The organism is Sporosarcina sp., assembly GCF_029257255.1.
Taxonomy (GTDB): Bacteria; Bacillota; Bacilli; order Bacillales_A; family Planococcaceae; genus Sporosarcina.
On the sequence record NZ_JARICI010000014.1, the window covers coordinates 1 to 22952 of the forward strand.

20 protein-coding genes and 1 other RNA gene are annotated in these 22952 nt (G+C 44.8%); 7 read left to right on the plus strand and 14 right to left on the minus strand.

Features of this window, described 5'->3' with window-relative positions; genetic code table 11:
- The 14 genes from Q1J64_RS03380 to Q1J64_RS03445 all read right to left on the minus strand — a co-directional run.
- Positions 1 to 210 (minus strand): Rpn family recombination-promoting nuclease/putative transposase (locus Q1J64_RS03380; RefSeq protein ID WP_301107683.1); only part of this gene is annotated, 210 nt, incomplete at its 3' end.
- A 100-nt stretch (positions 211 to 310) separates the two neighbouring features.
- Positions 311 to 671, minus strand: a transfer-messenger RNA (tmRNA) gene (gene ssrA / locus Q1J64_RS03385).
- 93 nt (positions 672 to 764) lie between these two features.
- Complete coding sequence (smpB, locus tag Q1J64_RS03390) at positions 765 to 1232, minus strand: SsrA-binding protein SmpB (RefSeq protein ID WP_301107684.1); 468 nt, start codon at positions 1230 to 1232, stop codon at positions 765 to 767.
- A 101-nt stretch (positions 1233 to 1333) separates the two neighbouring features.
- Positions 1334 to 3676 carry a ribonuclease R gene (gene rnr / locus Q1J64_RS03395; RefSeq protein ID WP_301107685.1) on the minus strand — a complete coding sequence of 781 codons (2343 nt, stop codon included), beginning with the start codon at positions 3674 to 3676 and terminating at the stop codon, positions 1334 to 1336.
- 48 nt (positions 3677 to 3724) lie between these two features.
- Complete coding sequence (locus tag Q1J64_RS03400) at positions 3725 to 4471, minus strand: alpha/beta hydrolase (RefSeq protein ID WP_301107686.1); 747 nt, start codon at positions 4469 to 4471, stop codon at positions 3725 to 3727.
- Between the two features lie 61 nt (positions 4472 to 4532).
- On the minus strand, positions 4533 to 4760 hold the full coding sequence (gene secG, locus Q1J64_RS03405; protein ID WP_009498255.1) for a preprotein translocase subunit SecG: 228 nt from the start codon (positions 4758 to 4760) through the stop codon (positions 4533 to 4535).
- Positions 4761 to 4870: 110 nt separating this feature from the next.
- The gene (gene eno / locus Q1J64_RS03410) at positions 4871 to 6166 is read right to left on the minus strand and encodes a phosphopyruvate hydratase (protein ID WP_301107687.1); all 1296 of its coding nucleotides are present in this window, start codon (positions 6164 to 6166) and stop codon (positions 4871 to 4873) included.
- 12 nt (positions 6167 to 6178) lie between these two features.
- A complete protein-coding gene (gene gpmI, locus Q1J64_RS03415) occupies positions 6179 to 7705 on the minus strand; it encodes a 2,3-bisphosphoglycerate-independent phosphoglycerate mutase (protein WP_301107688.1) in 1527 nt (508 codons plus the stop codon).
- On the minus strand, positions 7695 to 8459 hold the full coding sequence (tpiA, locus tag Q1J64_RS03420; protein ID WP_301107689.1) for a triose-phosphate isomerase: 765 nt from the start codon (positions 8457 to 8459) through the stop codon (positions 7695 to 7697). The genes gpmI and tpiA overlap by 11 nt, the downstream gene beginning before the upstream one ends.
- A gap of 11 nt (positions 8460 to 8470) precedes the next feature.
- Complete coding sequence (locus Q1J64_RS03425) at positions 8471 to 9658, minus strand: phosphoglycerate kinase (RefSeq protein ID WP_301107690.1); 1188 nt, start codon at positions 9656 to 9658, stop codon at positions 8471 to 8473.
- Positions 9659 to 10043: 385 nt separating this feature from the next.
- Positions 10044 to 11051 (minus strand): type I glyceraldehyde-3-phosphate dehydrogenase, encoded by a 1008-nt coding sequence (gene gap / locus Q1J64_RS03430; RefSeq protein WP_301107691.1) that lies wholly within the window; start codon positions 11049 to 11051, stop codon positions 10044 to 10046.
- Between the two features lie 67 nt (positions 11052 to 11118).
- Positions 11119 to 12144 (minus strand): sugar-binding transcriptional regulator, encoded by a 1026-nt coding sequence (locus Q1J64_RS03435; RefSeq protein WP_301107692.1) that lies wholly within the window; start codon positions 12142 to 12144, stop codon positions 11119 to 11121.
- A gap of 130 nt (positions 12145 to 12274) precedes the next feature.
- Positions 12275 to 12505, minus strand: coding sequence for a glutaredoxin family protein (locus Q1J64_RS03440; protein WP_301107693.1), 231 nt, complete (start codon positions 12503 to 12505; stop codon positions 12275 to 12277).
- 456 nt (positions 12506 to 12961) lie between these two features.
- Positions 12962 to 13378: a helix-turn-helix domain-containing protein gene (locus tag Q1J64_RS03445; protein WP_301107694.1), complete on the minus strand. Its 417-nt coding sequence runs from the start codon at positions 13376 to 13378 to the stop codon at positions 12962 to 12964.
- A gap of 1069 nt (positions 13379 to 14447) precedes the next feature.
- Between Q1J64_RS03445 and Q1J64_RS03450 the strand changes: the two genes are divergently transcribed.
- The 7 genes from Q1J64_RS03450 to Q1J64_RS03480 all read left to right on the plus strand — a co-directional run bounded on the left by Q1J64_RS03450 (position 14448) and on the right by Q1J64_RS03480 (position 22787).
- On the plus strand, positions 14448 to 14897 hold the full coding sequence (locus Q1J64_RS03450; RefSeq protein WP_301107695.1) for a transcriptional regulator: 450 nt from the start codon (positions 14448 to 14450) through the stop codon (positions 14895 to 14897).
- Between the two features lie 813 nt (positions 14898 to 15710).
- Positions 15711 to 16403: a hypothetical protein gene (locus Q1J64_RS03455; protein WP_301107696.1), complete on the plus strand. Its 693-nt coding sequence runs from the start codon at positions 15711 to 15713 to the stop codon at positions 16401 to 16403.
- Complete coding sequence (locus Q1J64_RS03460) at positions 16404 to 18179, plus strand: hypothetical protein (protein ID WP_301107697.1); 1776 nt, start codon at positions 16404 to 16406, stop codon at positions 18177 to 18179.
- 121 nt (positions 18180 to 18300) lie between these two features.
- A complete protein-coding gene (locus Q1J64_RS03465; RefSeq protein ID WP_301107698.1) occupies positions 18301 to 19443 on the plus strand; it encodes a CAP and S-layer homology domain-containing protein in 1143 nt (380 codons plus the stop codon).
- An 87-nt stretch (positions 19444 to 19530) separates the two neighbouring features.
- Positions 19531 to 20712, plus strand: a complete 1182-nt coding sequence (locus Q1J64_RS03470; RefSeq protein WP_301107699.1) for a S41 family peptidase — start codon at positions 19531 to 19533, stop codon at positions 20710 to 20712.
- Positions 20713 to 20787: 75 nt separating this feature from the next.
- Complete coding sequence (locus Q1J64_RS03475) at positions 20788 to 22080, plus strand: nucleotide sugar dehydrogenase (protein WP_301107700.1); 1293 nt, start codon at positions 20788 to 20790, stop codon at positions 22078 to 22080.
- Entirely contained in the window at positions 22077 to 22787 is a 711-nt protein-coding gene (locus tag Q1J64_RS03480; protein WP_301107701.1) for a WecB/TagA/CpsF family glycosyltransferase, read from the plus strand. The genes Q1J64_RS03475 and Q1J64_RS03480 overlap by 4 nt, the downstream gene beginning before the upstream one ends.
- Positions 22788 to 22952: the final 165 nt, after the last annotated feature.

A 22952-nucleotide genomic window follows, 5' to 3' on the forward strand; every position in this document is an offset into this window, starting at 1 on the left:
TCTGCCGCCAATGTCAGCACTGAAAAGCAAATCTGAGAAGTTTTCTTCAAGACTTGTGTTGATAAAACTGTCTTTTTCCGGTTGCAGTGTGGCAAGTTCAATAACCCGCATCACCGACGCCGGTAAATAGTTTGCAAGAAAGTCTTTGGCAACTTCGGTATTACCCATGCTTTCTTTAAAAAACTTATCATGCGGGTTTTGAATCTTCACAAGCGTCCTCCTCTCCTGAAATTCTTAAACTAAAAAGGATACCTGATCAGCCAGTTATACAGCTAAATCAAATATCCTTTAAGAAAACACCTTAAATCTCTTATGGAGACGGTGGGAGTCGAACCCACGTCCAAAGGCTCTGCTACTTCAGCGTCTACGCGTGTAGATTGACTACTTGGTTTCGCGCAAACATTATGCCATCAATCAGGGCTTCCTGTGCGCTATTCCGGGAATCTCTTCTGACACCCTCAGAATGCAGATGTCATCGTAGCTCACTAATAAGTGAACCTTACGCCTCCACATGAGCGATGGAAACGAAAGGTAGATTCAACAGCTTACGCTGCGAATGCTAGGTTGTTGTTTGTTTTGCCAGTTATTATTAACTGTCGTTTCTGACGGAGACGATCCCTCCGACGCGCAACTCAAGCCCAGACCACCCCTGTCGAATCCGTAACGTCCCCGAAGGAAAGTCCGGAACCCGTGTACATTCGTCACTTTCGAATGAAGGGTCGTACTTGAAACTTCTTATAGTATATAATAATTCCACCTATGAATCAATCTTGTTGCCTTGATTTGAATGCACGCTGCATGTCGCGCTTATGTTCTTTTTCTTTCAGGTCCTGTCGTTTGTCGTAAAGTTTCTTCCCTTTACCAACACCGATCAGTACTTTTGCAAAGCCGTCTTTGACATACATTTTCAGTGGCACGATTGAATAGCCGTCCTGCTTGATCTGCCCTATCAGATTACTGATCTGCTTTTTGTGCAGCAGCAGTTTTCGTGAACGGATCGGATCATGGTTATGGATATTCCCCTGATCATACGGACTGATGTGCATATTGGAAATCCATGCTTCGTTATTTCGGATGAGCACAAATGCGTCACGCAGTTGCACTTTCCCTTTGCGGACGGATTTAATCTCCGTACCTTTTAAGACAATACCTGCCTCAATCGTATCTTCGATTGCATAATCATGATTGGCTTTCTTATTAACGGCTAGTACTTTACCGGATCCTTTGGCCATGTTTCATTCCTCCCTATATGATCAATCTCGCAATTGCGTGATTGCATCTGAATTCAACAGAAGCTGAATTCAGATGAAGACTGGAGCCATGATCTCCAGTCTTATTTTTTCTTAGGTCTCTTTTTTGATTTCTTTGCGACGCCTTCATAGAACTTTCTTTTCGGCTTCTCGTACTTCTTATTGCGCTTATCTCCGCTCTTGCCTTGTCCGCCAGCACCTTGTTTTCTGCCCTGGCCATTGCCTTTTCCTTTGGCACCGGACTGAATCACTTTCGGCGTCTCTCGGCGTGATCTGCGGAAGTTCTGTTTCATGCCGACGATTTCGAAATCGACTGCCTGTTCTTCCGGTTTAACTGACACGACACGCACAGTCACTTCATCGCCTATACGGAACTGCTTGCCTGTCCGTTCGCCGATCATCATCATCTGACGGTCGTCGAAACGGTAATAGTCGTCGTTCATATTCTGAACGTGAACGAGACCTTCTACTGTATTCTCAAGCTCCACGAATATACCGAAGTTCGTTACAGAAGAAACGACACCTTCAAATTCTTCCCCGATTTTATCCATCATAAACTGCGCTTTCTTCAGCGCGTTCGTATCACGCTCTGCATCCACTGCACGGCGTTCGCGTTCAGACGTGTGCTGCGCAATCTCCGGCAGACGTGCTGACCAGTGTGCGACCGTTGCCTGTGACAGATCTTTTTCAAACAGATACGTCCGGATTAAACGGTGGACGATCAAGTCAGGATAGCGGCGGATCGGCGCTGTGAAATGCGTATAGAAATCCGTCGACAAACCGAAGTGTCCTAAACTTTCGTGATGGTATTTCGCCTGTTGCATTGATCGAAGCAACATCGTCGAAATGACCGACTGCTCAGGCAATCCTTCAATCGATTCCACGATTTCTTGCAATGCACGCGGATGAACTTGGTTTCCTGATCCTTTGACGACGATACCGAAAGTGGTCAGGAACTCAAAGAAACGCTGTAATTTCTCTTCTTTTGGGTCTTCGTGAATACGGTACAAAAACGGCACTTGCAGCCAGTGGAAATGCTCTGCGACAGTTTCATTGGCAATCAGCATGAATTCTTCAATCATTTTCTCAGAAACTGTACGTTCAATGATGACAACATCCGTCGGCCATCCTTCTTCATCGACTAAGATTTTAGATTCTTTGAAATCAAAATCAATCGCGCCGCGGTCCTGTCGTTTCTGACGGAAAATCGCTGCCAGCTTCGCCATACCGTTCAGCATCGGTACGATCTCTTCATACTTTTTCGATAATTCTTCATCCTGATGATCTACAATTTCATAGACATCTGTGTACGTCATACGATAATTCGAATTAATAACACTCGGATAAATTTCATGTTCGATCACTTTGCCGTTAAGATCCACTTTCATCTCGCATGTCAGTGTCAGGCGGTCTTCCCCAGGATTCAATGAACAAATCCCGTTCGATAGACGGTGTGGAAGCATCGGTATGACTCGGTCCGTTAAGTAGACACTCGTGCCGCGGTCTGCTGCTTCTGCGTCCATCGGAGAGTTTTCCGTTACATAATAACTGACGTCAGAAATATGGACAAACAGGCGGTAGCTTCCGTCTTCATCCTTCACAAGAGAGATAGCATCGTCCAAATCTTTCGCATCTGCGCCGTCAATGGTAACCGTCAGATCATCGCGCAAATCTCTGCGATTCGCGAAGTCCTCTTCCTGCACAGTCGTTGGCACACGCATGGCGTGATCGATAACTTCTTGCGGGAATTCAACCGTAATGCCGTGCTTGTGGATGATCGATAAGATATCGACGCCCGGATCGTTTTTATGCCCCAAAATCTGCGTGATCATTCCTATTGCGGATTTTGTATCGCTTGGCCATGCGGTGATTTCGACAATCACTTTCTGACCATCCACCGCTTCAAGGGAATGTCCTTTTTCGATGTATATATCCATCGGCAGTTTCTTATCGTCCGGCATAACAAACCCGTAGCCGTCATGTTGAGTGTACGTTCCGACAACCGTTGCTGTCTTGCGGTCCACAACTTTCGTGATGACTCCTTCGCGGCGGTCACCCTGTGAATTTCCCGATACGCGCACAAGCACAGTATCTCCGTTCATCGCACTGTTGACTTCATGCGGTGGAATGAAGACATCGTCACCTTCCACTCCTTCAGGCACGACAAATCCGAACCCTTTCGCATGTCCAATAAATTTCCCCCGCAGCAAATTCATTTGTTCGGGCAATCCATATCGGTTGGTTCTTGAACGTACGATTTTACCCATTTGCTCTAGCTGTACGAGCATTTTTACTAATTCCTTAAATTCTGCTGCCTGCTCCATTCCGAACTTTTCTTGAATTTCGTGAACGGTGAGCGGCTGATAGGATTCTTCCTTTAATAAGGACAGTATCCGTTCTTGTAACTCTTTTTCAAATGTATCCAAACAATCATCTCCTCCTTCTTTTCCTACTATTTGTATCTTCCCCTATTTTTACTCCTGCCAATCAAGTGATTCTAGAAATTGCAACACATTTTCATGCAGTTGTGCTTTTTCAGGGCCGAGCGTAATGACATGGCTCGATTCTTCATACCACTGCAGTTCTTTATCCGTTGATTCAGCTTCATCGTAAATGATCTGCGCTGAATTTGGATCAATCACTTCGTCATGTCTTGCCTGGACGACGAGCAGCGGCGTATAGATCTGGCTGACTTCTTTACGCACACCTTCTACCATTGTACGCAAATCATTCAGTCCAGGCATGGTTTTCGTTTTCAGCTCGTCCATTTCTTGCTCAATTTGCTCTACTTCCAAGCCTGCAAACTTTTTATAATCGCGGGCATATTTCAAAACACCCTGATACATCAAATCCGTCGTTTTCATTGTCATTGGTGCACACATGGTCACAACGCCTTTGAGCGGAAATTCCGCCGCCAATTTCAATGAAAACACGCCGCCAAGAGAGAGTCCCGCCACTGCAATTTCCCTATAGCCTGCATCTTGAAGCTGTTGATAAGCAGCTAAGACATCTTCCCACCATTGATCCGGGTTCGTCTGGATCAATTGTTCCGGCGGTACACCATGTCCTCTGTAATGAGGCGCCAATGAAGTATAGTCATGTTTTTCAAGGAATCGGCCAAGCATCCGAACATCCGCGGATGTACCGGTGAAGCCGTGCAGTAGAAGTACCGCTCGTTTGCCATGCTCAAAGAAAAACGGTTTAGGTTGCGCAATTCGCATGTCTTTCGATCCTTTCTACGAAAAGCGCCTGACCGTTCAAACGTGGTCAGGCGCTAGCTTGTTATATTTTCATGATCGCGATTGTTAAGACAAAAAATAATACAGACAGAACGATGGTTGTTCTTTGAAGAACCAGGTCCAATCCGCGTGCTTTTTGTTTACCGAAAAGTTGTTCTGCCCCTCCGGAGATGGCTCCTGACAGTCCTGCACTTTTACCGGATTGCAATAATACGACAACGATCAATGCTATAGCTACGACTACAAGCGATGCTGTTAAAACGGCATGCATGTTTTTCCACCTCCAAAAAATAGCAAGTCACAACAGTTCTATTTTAACAAAGCAATGCCACCGACACAACCTTTAGTTGCAAATTCTGTCGGTGACAGGTGCCGAAGCGATTATTTATTTAGATTATAGAACGTTTCTTTGCCCAAGTATTGAGCTGTTTCAAACAACTGATCTTCGATGCGAAGAAGCTGATTGTACTTTGCTACGCGGTCCGTGCGCGATGGTGCGCCTGTTTTAATCTGTCCTGCATTTGTTGCAACTGCAATATCCGCAATAGTTACGTCTTCAGACTCGCCTGAACGGTGAGAGATGACAGCTGTATAGCCTGCACGCTTCGCCATTTCAATTGCATCGAAAGTTTCTGTCAATGTACCAATCTGATTCACTTTGATCAGGATCGAGTTGCCGATTCCTTCTTTGATTCCGCGTGACAGCTTGTCTGTATTCGTAACGAACAAGTCGTCTCCTACAAGCTGTACTTTGCTGCCAAGACGATCTGTTAACAGCTTATGGCCGTCCCAGTCGTTTTCATCCAGACCGTCTTCAATAGACACAATCGGATATTTTTCGCAAAGTTCTTCGTACCAGGCAACCATTTCTTCCGACGTCTTACGTACGTCTTCGCCTGCCAAGTAGTAATTCTTTTGCTCTTTATCGTAGAACTCAGAAGATGCTACGTCCATTGCCAGCAATACTTCTTCGCCTGGTTTGTAACCTGCTTTTTCGATCGCTTCAAGGATTGTTGTCAACGCTTCTTCATTGGAAGCCAGGTTCGGAGCGAATCCGCCTTCGTCGCCAACTGCCGTATTCAAACCTTTTTCATGAAGTACAGATTTCAGGCTGTGGAAAATTTCCGCACCGATACGCACTGCATGACGGAATGATTCAGCGCCTACAGGCATGATCATGAATTCTTGGATATCCACGTTATTGTCCGCGTGCTCTCCGCCGTTTAGGATATTCATCATCGGTACCGGCAATTGCTTCGCGTTGAAGCCGCCTAAATACTGATAAAGAGGAACATCCAGGTAATCTGCTGCTGCGTGTGCAACGGCCATAGATACACCAAGGATTGCGTTCGCACCGAGTTTGCCTTTATTTGAAGTGCCGTCCAGTTCAATCAATGCGCGGTCGATGACCACTTGATCAAGCACCGAATACATATCTTCAAGTTCTGAAGAGATTACTTCATTGACATGGTCAACAGCTTTCAGTACACCTTTGCCGTTATAGCGATTTTGGTCGCCGTCACGCAGTTCAACCGCTTCATATTCACCAGTGGATGCACCGGATGGAACGATCGCACGTCCAAACGCACCGCTTTCCGTGAATACTTCTACTTCTACAGTTGGATTACCTCGTGAATCCAGTACTTCTCTAGCTTGAATGTGTGTAATGATTGGCATGAAGATCTCTCCTTAGAATAATGGTTTTCCGGTCATTTCAACCGGTTGAGGAATTCCTAGCATTTTCAACATGGTCGGAGCTAGGTCGGCAAGTATACCGTCCGTGCGCAACGTCAAGTCAGACTGTGTAACGATCACAGGCACTGGATTTGTCGTATGCGCCGTCATCGGCTGTCCGCCAATTGTGATGACTTCATCGGCATTTCCGTGGTCTGCCGTAATGATAGCAGAACCACCTTTAGCAAATAAAGCATCGATGATCCGGCCAAGACATTCGTCTACCGTTTCAATTGCTTTGACAGTCGGCTCGAGCATTCCACTGTGGCCGACCATATCCGGATTGGCAAAGTTCAGAATGATTGCGTCCTGACGCTCTTCTTCTATCTCTTTTACCAATGCAGACGTCACTTCGTAAGCACTCATTTCAGGCTTCAGATCATACGTCGCGACTTTCGGCGAATTAATGAGAATCCGGGTCTCCCCTTCAAACTCTTTTTCGCGTCCGCCACTCATGAAAAATGTGACATGCGGGTACTTTTCTGTTTCCGCAATGCGCAATTGGCGTTTGCCGCGGTCTTCCAGCACTTCGCCAATCGTTTTCGTCAGGTTCACGTTATGGTACACGATATCCCCGACTACCTCATCATTATAATGCGTAAAGCCGACAAAATGAAGGTCCGAAAGTTTTTTTACACCTTTATCGAAACAGTCGAATCCAGGCTGTGTTAATGCACGTGACAGCTGGATCGCACGGTCAGGACGGAAGTTGAAGAAAACGACTGCATCGCCGTTCTCAATCGTTGCCACCGGTTTACCGTCTTTCTGCACGACAAAGGGCTCTACGAACTCATCATGTACTTCTTCGGTATAAGAAGCTCTAACTCCTTCTTCTGCAGAATCTGCCTGTTTACCGATTCCGTAAACCATTGCGTCATACGTTTTCTGTACTCGGTCCCAGCGCTTATCGCGGTCCATCGCAAAATATCTTCCGGAAACCGTAGCGATTTCACCGACACCGATATTTTTCATTTCTTCTTCTGTGCGTTTTAAATAAGGAAGTGCGGTAGTTGGACCCACATCACGCCCGTCAAGGAATGCATGCAGATAAACACGTTCGACTCCGTGTTCCTTCGCCAGTTTCAGCAAAGCGAATAAATGCTCATAGTGACTGTGGACACCGCCGTCAGATAGCAGTCCCATCACATGCAGCGCAGACTGTTTCGTTTTCACATGCTCCATCGTCTCAAGAAGTGCGGCATTTTCGAAAAAGTCGCCTTCTCGAATGGACTTATTGATTCGCGTCAGACTCTGATAGACAATACGGCCAGCACCAATATTCAGGTGTCCGACTTCCGAGTTTCCCATTTGTCCTTCAGGCAGGCCGACCGCTTCGCCGCAAGCCGTCAGCGTAGCATGCGGGAAGTTCTTCCACAGCAAATCGAAATTGGGAATGTTGGAATGTGCTACAGCATTGCCGTATTTTTCATCCCGCAAACCGAATCCATCCAAGATAATGAGCGCGACTGGATTATTCGACATGAGTCCCCGCCTCCGCGAGCTTAATGAAAGCCTCTGGATCTAGACTCGCACCGCCGACAAGTGCGCCATCAATATGCTCTTTACTCAACAGTTCTTCGATATTTTCAGGCTTAACGCTGCCCCCGTACTGAATGCGGACTGCATCTGCCACGTCTTTCGAATAGATCGTTTCAATTTTATGACGGATCGCGCCACACACTTCATTGGCATCTTCAGCTGTCGCTGTTTTGCCTGTGCCGATCGCCCAGATAGGCTCGTACGCGATGACTGCCTGCTTCGCAAGATCAGCGGACAAATCAGCAAACGCTTTTTCCACTTGTTCCGAAACAACCGAAACAGTTTCCATCGATTCACGCTGTTCCAACGTTTCCCCTACACAAATCATCGGTACCAGGTGATGCTGGAATGCCGCATGGACTTTTTTATTCACCGTTTCATCGGTTTCATTGAAATACTGACGTCGCTCAGAGTGTCCAATAATCACGTATTGTACGCCAAGATCTTCAAGCATTGCCGGGCTCACTTCGCCCGTAAACGCTCCTTCGTCTGTATCGTGCATCGTTTGCGCTCCCACTTTGACAGCGCTTGTCTCAAAACGCTGCATGAGATCGCCTAAATAGATAGCAGGCGGGCAGATCACAGCTTCCACATGTTCAGAAGTTTTGATCCGATCTTTGATTTTATCCGCAAAATCCGCAGCTTCTATAGACGTCTTGTACATTTTCCAGTTGCCTGCAATAATTCGTTTTCTCAAAAGAATCCCTCCTATTCTTTATCTTCCAATACTGCAACTCCAGGTAACTCTTTACCTTCCATGAATTCGAGTGACGCGCCACCGCCAGTGGAAACATGATCCATCTTCTCAGCTACCTCGAATTTTTCAACCGCTGCCGCCGAGTCTCCTCCGCCGATTACCGTGTAAGCTGCCGTTTCTGCCATTGCATCCGCCACCGTTTTCGTACCGTTTGCGAAAGGCTCCATCTCGAATACACCCATTGGTCCGTTCCAAATAACAAATTTAGAGTTCTTAATAATTTCTTTATATGTTTCCGCTGTTTCAGGTCCAATATCCAGACCCATCCAGCCTTCCGAAATCGTATCGACTGAAACTGTTTTCTTCTGTGCATCTGCTGAAAAAGCGTCCGCCACAACAGCATCTGTCGGCAAGTATAAGTTGACGTTTTTCTCCTTCGCCTTTTCAATGAAAGACTTCGCCAAATCCACTTTGTCTTCCTCTACCAGTGAGCTGCCAGTTTCATAGCCCTGTGCCCGTGTAAACGTGTAGGAAAGTCCGCCGCCAATCAATAAATTATCTACTTTATCCAGCAAGTTATCGATGACACCAATTTTATCTTTTACTTTTGCTCCGCCAATAATCGCCGTGAAAGGACGTTCTGGATGAGACAGTGCTTTGCCTAGTACATCCAGTTCTTTCTCTAATAAGAAGCCGAGTACACCCGGAATATATTGTGCGATTCCTGCGGTTGAAGCGTGTGCGCGGTGAGCCGTACCGAACGCATCATTGACAAATACATCTGCAAGATCCGCAAATTGTTTTGCCAGTTCCGGATCATTTTTCTCTTCGCCTGCATGGAAACGGACGTTTTCGAGAAGCATGACATCGCCGTCTTTCATATCAGCAATTGCTTTCTCCACTTCTTCTCCTGTCGAAACATCAAGTTTACGAACTGGTTTGCCAAGGAGTTCTGACAGCTTCTCTCCTGCAGATGTCAGACGCATGTCCTCTTTCACTTCACCTTTAGGACGTCCTAAGTGGCTGGCCAAGATGACTTTTGCTCCGGCTTTCACCATATACTCAATCGTTGGAACTGCAGCACGGATCCGTGTATCATCCGTTACTTTTCCCTCTTCCATTGGTACGTTGAAATCCACACGGCAAAAGACGCGCTGACCGTTCAATTCGATATCTCTGATTGTTTTTTTCATCTTCATGGATGAAAGTCCTCCTCTGCATTTTACCTGATTGTGGTCATCCAGCTGCGACGGCTAGCTCCTCGGGTCACTTCAGACTTAAAGGAAAGGCAAAGTGCGCCTTTCTTTTAAGTCCTCCAGTGCCTGTCGGAGCTGGACAGCCGTCTCCGCTTTAGAAATATCCAGCTGCTAGCGCCAGCCTCTCGGATCACTTCGGTCTTAAAGATAAAGGTAAAGAGCCACCTTTATTTTAAGCCCTCCAGTGCCTGTCGAGGCTTACGGCGCTTTTCGCTTTTGTGTATATATAAAAGAGGAACGGGTTTCTCCGTTCCTCTCACCCATATTCATTATAATCATTCACCATTAGAATGGCTACGATTTATAAAAGATTGGGCTTAATTCAAGCTTACAATCCTTGTTTTTGCATGTGACGAGCTAAGTCGATACAACGTGCAGAGTAACCTGATTCATTGTCATACCAAGAAATAACTTTCACCATATTATTCTCCATCACCATAGTGGATAATGCATCGACAGTGGAAGATGCTGTATTGCCGTTATAGTCAATAGAAACTAGTGGCAATTCGCTGAAGTACAGATACCCTTTTAATTCATTTTCAGACGCTTTTTTCAGTGCATCGTTGACTTGCTCAACTGTCACGTCTTTATCCAGTTCCGCTACGAAATCGACAAGTGATACGTTTGGAGTCGGTACACGTACCGCCATTCCATCCAGTTTTCCTTTTAATTCAGGAATAACTTTTGTTACTGCAGAAGCTGCACCCGTAGAAGTCGGAATCATGGATTCAGCAGCAGCACGCGCACGACGGTAGTCGGAGTGCGGCAAATCCAAGATACGCTGATCGTTTGTGTACGAGTGAATGGTAGTCATCATTCCACGTTTGACACCAAATGTATCGTTCAATACTTTTACTACAGGCGCTAAACAGTTAGTTGTACAAGAAGCATTAGAAACGATATTGTCATTCGCTGCGTCATAAATTTCTTCATTGACACCCATTACAAGAGTTGTCATTGCACCTTGAGCTGGAGCAGAAAGGATAACTTTCTTCGCGCCTGCATCGATGTGCTTCTGCAATGCTTCCGTTGTACGGAATACACCAGTACAGTCTATTACGATATCTACGCCAAGATCGCCCCATGGCAAGTTCGCCGGGTCTTTTTCAGCAAACACTTTAACTTTCTTACCGTCTACTATAATTGCAGATTCATCTGATTTCACTTCTGCATTCAAAACACCGTGTACAGAATCGTACTTCAATAAGTGTGCAAGCATAGCAGCGTCTGTCAAATCATTGATTGCCACCACTTCTACGTCGTTCTGCAATAAAGTTTCACGAAGCACTACTCGCCCAATACGTCCGAATCCGTTAATCGCTAATTTCAATGTCATAATAAATCTCCTCCATTATAAGTAGTTACTCTATTGTTTGCCCGTTTAGGCAGATCATAACCATTTTTCACATAAGTGACAGCATTTTATTCGCTGCCCCTTCGTCCGTAATTAACATTGTCTGGGGCGGTGCACTTGCGAGATAAGACAATAAAGCTTCCGCCTTGCTCTCTCCGCCGGCAACTGCAAACAGTAAAGGAACTTCCTGCAGCTGTTCAACCTGAATGCCGACCGTTCGGATACGGTGAACAATCTCACCTTCCCGATTAAAGTAGAAACCAAATGCCTCTCCTTTAGCTTTACGATCGATCAGGATTTGTCTTTCATCTTCCGGAGAATTTCGAAGCAGCGCCATTTTCGACGCATCGCCCACTCCGTGAATGACACATTCTGTCTTGCTGTAAAGTTCCAGCATCTCTTTTGCCGCGGGCTCATGTTGAAACACTGCATGTGCTTCTTCGCTGAGCGTATCAGGATAATAAAATGCTTTGTACGATGCATGGCAGGCTTCCGCAAAAGAAGCGGAAATCATGTTTGCCTGCAGTCCAAGCTCTTCCCCAACACCGCCTCTTGCCGCAATGAATAATAGATCAGAGAGTTCTTCATTGTGCATGAATGCAGGGATGGCAGCTACGGTACTGCCGCCAGTCACAGCTACAATTTTATGGCCATTAATATGAGACCTGAATTGCTTCGCTGTGTGCATAGCCAGTAATTTCTTCGTAAGCTCAGAATCATCCGAGTCACCTTCAGCGATATAGACTTGCTTGATCGCCAGCTGTTCTTTTAATTTGGCTGCCAGCTGCCGTCTGCCTGATCTTTCTTCGATGGAGTCATGCAATACGAACAGTACTTCTGCTCCTTTAGGTGTAATCGATACACCATCTTTTGCAATCTCCACCAACTCTTGCTCTTTCATTGATTCAAGCATGGTTCGAATTTCTCGTTCAGAGTAGCCAGACATGGAACTTAATGGTCTCCTGCCGACAGGCCCTGATAGTTTAATGAGTTTCAGCAAGTGATACCGTTGTTCAATTAACGATGAAATTTCAGGTACTAAAGCAAGCTGGGCATCGATAAATGATAAACTCAATCACATCACTCTTTTCCGATGGGTCATTTGCGTTCCCTATACTAAAATAACGTCCCACCTAGATTAAAAAAATATTATACGTTGAGTATAACATCTTTATTTTTCGAAATCAAGGAAGGAAGCGTTTTCATTATTTGATTATTTCTAAAATGTCGATATAACCGATGTTTCCGTATTTTATGACTTCCCCATTTTGCTCTAGTACGGGGATCATTAGCATGTATTTTTCGTGGATTGCTTCGTCTTCTTCTATATTAATGGTCTGCCATTCGATTGGATGGTCTTCAGCTACTAGCTTTAGCATGAGTTCCGCTTCTTCGCACAGGCTGCAGTTGGGTCTTGTGTAGAATTTGAATTTCATTGGGTTCACCTCTTGGTTTGGTTGTAGTTAATACTATAGAAGGAATAGTGATGAATCAAGATGGAATGCTATGCTTGGTAAAGTTATTGGTTGTGGGTTGTGCAAAGTTAAAGATTAGTTAGTTTCGTGGATGAGAAGTTTAGATGAAGTCTTTTACAGTTTGCGTGATAAGGGATTGTGAGTGTTAAAAATACCGTTTCCCTGCGTTCCAGGCGGACGCGTTCCGGAGGGCCCGCGGTGAGCCAACTTGGTCGCTACGCTCCCCTAAGTTGTCATCACCTGTCGGGCTGATCCTCCCGGAGTCGCCGCCTTGCACTACAATCAACTAAGTATCCCGTATACTAACAGTTTTAAAAGTCAAAGCACTTTTTCCGGAGTGAGACCGCAGAAAAAGCATTCTTTCCATTATAGCGTTTTTCGGAGTTGTTTGCCACTGCTTGAGAACGCGGGGAAGATTCAATTTTGAAGCGCGTGTAATATGCTCCGTATTCCCGATAGAAGCATTTTTCTTTCTTCATCTTCCAGACGTGCCAGAGTAGCGATCAGGCCTTTCAGATCCGGCTCGTTTTCTATTAAATCTGCGTATTGTGGCAGAAAACTGTTTGCATAGTTGCTTGTATGATCGAGCGTGTACATATCCTTAAATGAGAGCACGGTTTTCAATGGACGGTCCAAAATGATGGCGAGGAACACTTCGTCCGAAATATTGTATAGCTTTTTCATCAGCGGCAGCTGCTCGACAGGAAATTCCCGCTGGTCGGATTCGTAACGTGAAATTGTTGCGGCATTCACACCGAGATCTTCCGCCATTTGCTTCTGTGTAATTTTCAAATATTCTTCCCGATATTCCCGTAATTGCGTACCAAAACTCATTTCTATCACCCGTTTTTCTCGCAATCGTATAAGAAAGTTCAGGTTGATTCTTGATAATTGCCAATAAAGCAACATGTCATGACAAATTGGCAAATAACGTACTTTTAGATGCTGTTGTGAGAAAATTGGAATATTATATGGAAAGGCGGCGGAAGCTATCGAAAGAATGAGATTGATCTTACATATTCCTCAATTGCAGTACCATTTACAATCAGATAGGACACTGTTCAATGAGGAGGCTCCGTTTCTTCATGTGCTTGAACGATGCGCGCGCCATATGACGCATGATGTGCAACGCGATGCCTATTATTTGAAAGACCTCTTCCTCTGTCAAATGGCTTTCCAGGCGGTAGCCATTTATTACACACGCAATCAGATTGTCCTCTTATACAACTCCTCATGTACCGACATCAGCGAAATGATCACAAGCCGATTGAACCAATTTAAGATCCCGTTTAAACCGCTACAAAAATCATTTTTGGTAAAATAAAAAGTCCTGATCTATCAGCATGGCGCGTGCTTGTTATAGGCTGTTCTATGCTGGTAAGCGGAAGGATATCGTTTCCCTGCGTTCCAGGCGGACGCGTTCGGGAGGGCCCGCGGTGAGCCAACTTGGTCGCAAGCTCCCGCAAGTCGTCTCACCTGTCGGGCTGATCCTCCCCGAGTCGCCGCCTTGCACTTAGGTACACTGGATGGTGTTTCAGGACGGTTTATGTAAACAGCAGTATAAGTATTCGTCATGAGTTTCAATTCATATTCTTCAAGCTGTTGCAAATTTTTTTAATAGGTTACTTCTCAAAACATGTGCTTGACCTACCAGCCAACTGATGAATTTAGTTAAAACAGCGAATTTCTAACTTTCTCCACCCCGGCGCCGAAGTGTTGCTAAACTGCAAGACAATTCCTGCAATACTTACTGGACAAGTTGCTAGGCAAAGAATTTAGTGCAACAATAAATTCTCTTGACATATTTGATGGAACTAGACACATATCATTCACAAAACCCTTCTAATTGTGATATATTATTAATAATCGGAATATTCATTAAATATATAAGGAGGGAGACAGTATGTTGCTTATCCAGCGAATCAAGCCATTTTTCACCAGTCAGGAAGAGTTCAACTTGCGCCTTGTATTCGCCTATCAGTATTTCTCAATCAAAAAAAATGACGAGGTATTCCAGTTTGTTCCGGCGGAAGGTAAAGAGATTATTATTAATACAAAAAGTTTACAAATTGAGAACTTAGGAGAGGTATTTGTCTTTCAGCGGGGGAGTCGATTTATCAGGATCCCACTTTATCAATTATTGCTAGTTTCCGATTTGCATATGCATTTGTCGACTATACTCGAAGGAGCGATGGAAGTGGAAGGCCATCTAAAAGAGGAAAGTATGCGGGAAGCAGAAGGATTGGTAGAGCAATTGGAGAGAGAAAATTGGGAACGCATGGTAGATTATGCGCTTGAAACGAAAAACCGGCTCTTGTTTAAGGAGTTGACGGAAGGACTGCGAATGATTTGATGACTATTGCCAATTAAAAAACACCTCTGTTGAACCGCATCCTGTATGCGTCAAAACCGAGGTGTTTTTATGTTGACTGAAATTGCAGCGACCATGTCCTCATAGTGTAAGGAAATGGAGCGCGACTACGAAAAGTCCAGATCCGCCTAAGCCGAGTGCAAAGTCCTGCCATGTAAACTCAATCGTCTTTTCAATGTTCATCGCCCATCACTCCTTTGTGTATTGTCGTGGGTGTCTGCCCATAATACTTGACATACCCGCGATATACCTATTGTAACCTATATTACGGATTATCAAACATTCAGACTATTAAATGAATAGTATGGACTAGGGGATTTTGGATAAATGGGTCTGGGGACTAAGGAGGGGGAAGTTAGTTTGGATGGTAGGTGGGGATTTAACGCAAAAATGTGCTCCCAACGCTACAATCCTATTTTCTAGTAGAGAGACTTAGAAGGTTCTTTGAAAATGATATGTAACTCATTTTTGAGCTTTCACTTTGGCAGGCTGTAATTTATCTTGGGATATTTTAAAATAATACCAGTAGTAAAGTTATCCAAGTACTTGCGAATAAATGTACATAAATGAAATCTCAGCTGCTCTTGTAAACCTATTTCAACCTCATCCGCGTCTGCATAAAAAGTAATACGTATTAATTTACAACTCCACCTCATCCCCGAAACCAAGTCAATCCTATCAAATTCCATTCCAAAACGAGACAATCGTTGCAAATTCACCATTTTTTGATAAAGTAAGAGAGATAGATTCTGAGAAAATTCGAACGAACAAGTTGGAGGCAAAGGAGAAGTACATATGTATTCTAACTACAGTTATTGGCGTTCATTAGTATATCCAGACCGGCTTGCTGGGGAATTAGGGCAAGGGGCGATGGCAGGGTTTAAGCGCCGCGTGTTTGGTGTGTTCATTTTAGGCATCATCTTGTTCGTGCTCCGCGATATGTGGGGAATGAACACGGAGACGATGACGTATATTCTGGCAAACGGTACAATCGATGACTACACGATCGGCCGCTATGCAGCATTAGTTGGATCGATTATTTGGTCCGTTATTTACATGGCGTTTCATTTCTGGGGCGTAGCATGGATTTTGAGTATGATCACAGGCATTTCGTTTAAACCATTGCTAAAACCGCAATTGGTGGTAGTCGGATTGCTATTAATAGAGAAACTCATCAACTTCGTAGTGTTTGCGCTAGCAGGTAAAGCGGCAAGCGTGTCGATTCTTTCATTCGGGCCGCTGGCGATGACGTTTCTGGAAAACTGGTACATTATCTTCTTCGTCAATCAGCTAACGATTTTCTCCGCGCTGGTTGTGGCAGTGCAGTACCGATTCATTCGCTTCTATGAAGTGGATGGCGAAGGAGTTCGCAAAAATGTAATTTGGCTGTTGATTGGATTACAGGTTCTGTTTGCACTCATTACAGCAGCAGTCGGCTTTGTTCCGATTGAAAAAGTGCTGAATTTACTTATGATTGGGGGACTATAAATGATGAAATCACGTAATCTCATCGTGGCGGTCCTCATGACAGCTTTTATTGCACTCAACAGTTATCTTGTATTCTCTGAGAAAAGCGTCATTCCGAAATCATTCTACGTCAACGGCTATGAGCGGCTGGCGGTGGATGATTACACGAAAGAGCTTGATAAGGAAGGCTTCATTGCGCCGAAAGATTTGCATACAGTGTATTTGAAGGATGATCAGACGATTGACTCGTGGCTTGTGAATGAAGGAGAGACTGTTGATTTTGGGACAGAGCTCGCTTCCTTGAAAACAGACCATATTGACGAACAACGCAGCCAATTGAACGCGGAACGTACGGCTTTGCAAAATCAGGTGTCTACGATCCGTCAGACGATCAGTGATCTTGAGTATGAGCAGAAGAGCAGCAACGGTTCACGCGGCAACAGCGATTCTTATGATTCGAATGATGATAAAAAAGTACAAGTGAATATTGACGTAGGCGTTGATGTTGTAGGAGAAGGCACTTTTGCGCAGGCGATTGCGGATGCAGAACGTGACCTGGCTTCTGTGCAGCGTCAGATTGAGACATTGGATTCGAAGATTGATCAGCTACCGACGGACGCCGCGATGAAGAGTCCGGTGAACGGCTATGTCGTGAAAATTAACCGTGACAGTGTCTCGCCTTCGATTGATATCTATAGTACGGACCAGACGATTGTGACGTATGTGTTGCATAATGAATGGCAGGATATTGAGCCGGGAAGTTTTGTGACGATCCAGCATGAAGCGATTCGCACGCCGTTCGTTCCGAAAGAAGTGCCTGAAGAAACACCGGTAAGCAGTACGGAAGGTAACGCGGTAGCGGCTATGTCAGCTGACGGTACGCCTCCTATAATTGAGGAAATCGAATTTAACGACGGTTTGAATCATGATGGTGACAGTTCGAAAACAGGTGGAAGTGACGCAGATCTACAGGATTTTGATAAGGACACAGATTCTGAAAATACGGATATCGGAGATCCTAATATGGATGTCAATAGTGATGATAATCCAGACGGCACGCTTGATAATCCGGATGACTCAATAGATAATTCAACTGATGAATTCGAGGAGCCAAACAGCACGATTGAAGAACCGGATAATGAAACAGTTGATCCAAATGATATAGAGAATGAACTTCCACTTGAAGACGGCATCATTGAAATGCCTGATAGTCAACCTGAGATTACTAAAGAAGAGAAAAGACTTGCGGATATCAAGGAACGCATTAAACCTGATTATCCGAAAGAAATTTCAACACTTAGCGGTACAGTCGTTTCTGTTTCTAAAGTGCCGGCTCAGGATGATAAGTGGCTGAAAGCTTATAAGGCTCTTGGCAATACACAGAAAGAAAATCCGTTGGCGTATTACGAAGTACGCATTGCGCCGTACGATGAGCAGCTGGAATTGCCATTCGGCACGAACGTCAACACGTTCATTCAGACCAATGAAGCAAACCAGGCGACGAGTATTAAAAATAGCTGGCTGGTCGACAAGCATAATGATACAGCGAAAGTCTGGACGCTCGACAGCAATGGTCGCGCAGTGCAGACTGTGGTAGAAACGCCGTTTACATGGCTTGATCGTTCGATTCTAGTGAGTGGAGTTGAGGCCGGTTCAGTCGCTTTGCATAACGAAACTCTGGACGACAGTCTGGACCACCAATCTGTCTTCCACCCGTTACCTTTGTATCTTCCTGATTGGAACAAGTGGAAAGGCACACATTGGAAGAACTACGTGCGCTATTTAATCAAACACTGAAAACTGCCCCTGCGGCAGTTTTTTTATGTATTCCCAAGCTCCGTCTGGAAAATGCTTTCTGCGGAAAACTCTGCAAATCACCTGGACATTCCAGTATACTGTTAAAAAGGAGGCGGAATCTATGAAACTTTCAACTACTCAGAAACTTTTCCTTGGCACGACTGCAGTGACATTCGTTGCGGCTGCTGCATATTCACCGTCCGCGTCAGCGACGGCATTTACCGATGTACCGGAAGATCATTACGCATATGAGGCGATTACCTATATGGCGGCAAATAAGATCATTAACGGCTATCCCGACAATACATACCGTTTGAATCAGCCTGTAACGCGCGCGCAAGCCGCTAAAATGATCGCACTGGCTATTAATGCAAAAGCCAGTGACGGTTTCCAGCCGAAATTCACGGATGTCAAACTAACACATGGATCGTATGACTATATCCGCGCGTTGACTGAGAAAGGCTTGTTTATCAATCAAGCGGAATTTAATCCTAATGGTCCGCTTACCCGTGGACAGATGGCAAAACTTCTGGTTCTTGGATACCGGATTATTACAGATGACAATGACTTTATTCGTTTTTCAGATGTCACGAAAGCGTACGGGGCCTATGCGTACATCATCGCTATTGCGGAATTGAATATCACCACTACGCGTCCTGGAGGTAACTTTAATCCAAATGAACCTGTCACGCGTGCGCAGATGGCGGCGTTCCTTTACCGGACGATTGAGTTTGATAAGAAACGCAAGAATGGCTTCATCACATACGACCATGAAAAGAAAATGTACGTTGATCATAAAGTGCCCATAAAGCCGCCGGCACCTGAACCGGAAAAACCGGTTCCGCCAAAGCCTAAACCGGAACCACCGGCAGTTCCGCAGCCGTCACTTGCAGATCAGACTATTAAAAATGTAAATAAATCGCGGACAGCAGCTAAAGTGAAGCCGCTGCAGACGGATGAGGCACTGAATAAAATCGCAACAGCCAAGGCAGTAGATATGGCAAAGTATGAAAATCTTTCTCACACATCAACTACATACGGAAATGTGGAACAGATGTTGGCGAAGTTTAATTACAAATGGAAGGCTTACGGGGAAAATATTGCCGTAGGTTATAAGACAGCTGATGGTGTGACGAAGGCATGGCTCGAATCAGCCGGCCACGCAGAAAATCTATTAAGTCCGGTATTCACTCATATGGGGGCGGGGACAGCGACGGATAAGAACGGCACAGTGTATTGGGTGAACCTGTTTTCGAAAAAATAAATCGAGACCTCTCCGCTTAAACACGGACGTTTGGGGTATAGTGGGAAGATACATATCACGTACAGACAGCGAAGGGGAGGAAGAGCAATGAAAAAAATCATCATCGTCGCAGTAACGGTTATCGCTTGTCTTTGTATGGCGCCTGTTACCGAAGCAGCTACACTTGACGAAGTAAAGGAACTCGTTGCACTCTATTATTATGGTGAAAAACCTGCTACGATTCAGAAAGCCCGCACGATCGATGAAATTATTAGACAGCTCGATGAATACTCCGTCTACATGACGCCTGCAGAATACAAGGAGTATTTAGAGCAGTACGCAAGCGCGGGAACGGTCAGACAAGTTGCTTCTACAGTTCCGCCGGTAGACAACGGCAAAAATGTTCAGTCACATATGATGTACGGGAATACCGGCTATTTAAAGATTAAGACGTTTTCAGCTCACCTACTGGAAGATGTCACAGACCATTGGGGTAAGCTGAAAGCGCAAGGTGCACAGAAATTGGTTGTTGATTTGCGTTTTAATGGAGGCGGCTATGTCGAAAGTGCGGAACAGCTGTTAGGCTTCTTTCCGAAAGTAAAGGATGCCTATAAATTAAAAACAAGAACAGGCATAGAATCTGCCCAGGCTATTCCCGCCAAGAATAAATTCCCTGATAAAACATACGTACTTGTGAATCGTTTTTCTGCATCAGCATCTGAAATTGTTGCAGTCAGTGTAATGGATCAGAAAGCCGCTGTTGTGGTAGGGGAGAAGACCAAGGGCAAAGGCAGTGTCCAATCGTTATTTGAATTGGAAAACGGAGGCGCTCTGAAGCTTACGACAGGTCACTATACCGGCCCTAAGGGGACACCAGTGCACCATAAGGGTGTGGAGCCTTCAGTTCAAATGAGACCGGGCACAGAGCTGACAGGGTTACATAAGCGTTTGATCACCGACGAACTGACATCGAAAAGTTATAGACAGCTTAAAGGGCCTTCCAATGTGTCAAAACAAAAAGTATTCAATGTGCGCTTCACACAGCCAATGGACTTCGGCTCAGCAAAAAGTTTTGATAAAATGGAACTTATTAAATTTGGCGGCGTCTCAATACCTGTAACGAAAAAACAAGTAAATGATAAAACGATGATGATTCATCCTGTTAAGCTTATGCAGCCGGATGCAGAGTATATGCTGGTCATTCATCCTGGCATTCAGAGTGTCAAAGGACCGAGCGTAAAATATGGAACGTTTACAACCTATAAAGTACAACCGGCGAAAACAAAATAAAATTAGCCTGAAGCTAAATAACTTGATATAGTATATAGATGTCAATATATAAACAGGAAGAGAAGGTAAACTATTATGCAAAAGAAATTATGCGTTGTAGGACTCGGCTACATTGGCCTCCCCACTGCTGTAATGTTTGCGAACAGCGGACTGCAGGTACATGGTGTCGATAAGAACGAACGGGCAGTCAACATGATCAATAATAAACAGCTTCATATAGAAGAGAACGGTCTGCAGCAACGTTTGGAACAGGCAGTTGACGAAGGACACTTCACAGCCTCACTGACACCGGTCGAAGCAGATGTGTTCATCATTGCAGTACCGTCGCCGATCAATCCGGATAACACGGCCAATCTGGAATTTATTCGTCAGGCTACGGCATCCATCGTTCCTTATGTAAAAAAAGGAGCACTCGTAATTTTAGAATCCACAGTCCCACCGAAGACAGTGGAAAACATTATGCTTCCTGAACTGCGTAAGACCGATCTCATTTTAGGAGAAGAACTATTTGTTTCGCATTCGCCTGAACGTGTCATCCCGGGTAAGATTTTTGAAGAACTCGTTAATAATGATCGGATTGTAGGCGGTATTAATCCGAAGTCAGCTGAAATGACAAAGGAACTGTACCAGTCTTTCGTACAAGGAACTATCCACTTAACAGATGCAACAACAGCAGAACTCGTTAAGGTGATGGAAAACACCTATCGTGATGTCAATATCGCATTTGCCAATGAACTTGCTAAAATTGCAGAAGGAATCGACGTAGATATTTGGGAAGCCATCAAGTTTGCAAACTTCCATCCACGTGTCAACATCCACACGCCAGGACCTGGTGTAGGCGGACACTGTATCGCGGTTGATCCATGGTTCCTAGTAGAACTGGCACCGGAGAAAGCAGATATTATCAAAAAGGCACGGGTGACAAATGACGGCATGCCGATGTACACGGCAGAGAGAGCGCAGAAGCTGCTGTCACAGTTTGGTATTGAGAATGGCAAAGTGGCGGTACTCGGACTGGCATTCAAAGGTAACGTCGATGATATGCGTGAAAGTCCCTCAACGAAAGTAATTGAGTCACTGCAGCAACTAGGCATAGAAGTAACATCCTTTGATCCGCATATCAAGGAACTTCAGCATCCGACACAGACAGCGACAATCGAAGAAGCAATCGAAAATGCTGACTTGCTTCTATTAACTACCGATCATGATGAGTTTAAACAGCTGAACCCGACTGGACTGCCAACAAAACAGCCAAGACCGATTATGCTCGATACGAAAAACGCACTGAATCCTGATAAGTGGGAACAGGCAGAATATCCATTCTTTAAACTTGGAGACGGCAAAAAAGAAGGAAAGCTGCAGAAATGAAAGAAGAAATATTGGGTGTTGCCGTTAACACAGAAAACTACGATGAATTAATTCCCAAAGTATTCGCCAATATAGAAGAAGGCAAAAAATCACTGGTAGTTGCCATCAACCCGGAGAAGCTGATGAAAGCAAAAGAAGATGCGGAACTGAAAGCTCTGCTCAACAGAGCCGAATTCCAAATCCCTGATGGCATAGGCGTAATCCTCGCATCGAAACTCAGTAAAGGTGAAATTAAATCAAGAGTAACTGGAATTGATATGATGGACCGTATCGTCAAGGAAGCGGCGGTAAGAGGTAAAAGGATTTTCCTCTACGGTGCGAAACCTGGAGTGGCGGATGCGGCGGCAGCGAAATTGCAGGAACTTCATCCGGCTATCAAAATTGCGGGCGTGCAGCACGGTTATGAAAAAGATATGCAAGTAGTGCTGGATGCTATTAATCACGCACAGCCGGATATTCTTTTCGTAGCAATGGGATCGCCAAAACAAGAACAATGGATTGAGAAACATCGTGATCAACTGCATCCGATACTTTATCAGGGAGTGGGTGGATCATTCGATGTGCTGGCGGGCAACATTAAACGTGCCCCGGCTGCATTTCAAAAAGCCGGAGCCGAGTGGCTATACCGTTTACTGCTTGAACCGAGCCGGATCAAACGCCAGATGAACTTGCCAAAGTTTCTAATTGAAGTATATAAGAAAAAATAAAGTTCAATATTAAAAATAATCTACTAATCGCATCTTGAAATCTAGTAAACTTAATGATAAAATACGGAAGTGTAAGGATAGTTTTCTCTTAGTATATAGCAAATGCCACGCGAAGCGTTACGGTTGGTTGACCGCACAAAAAAGGCTTGAACAGTTCCCATCTGT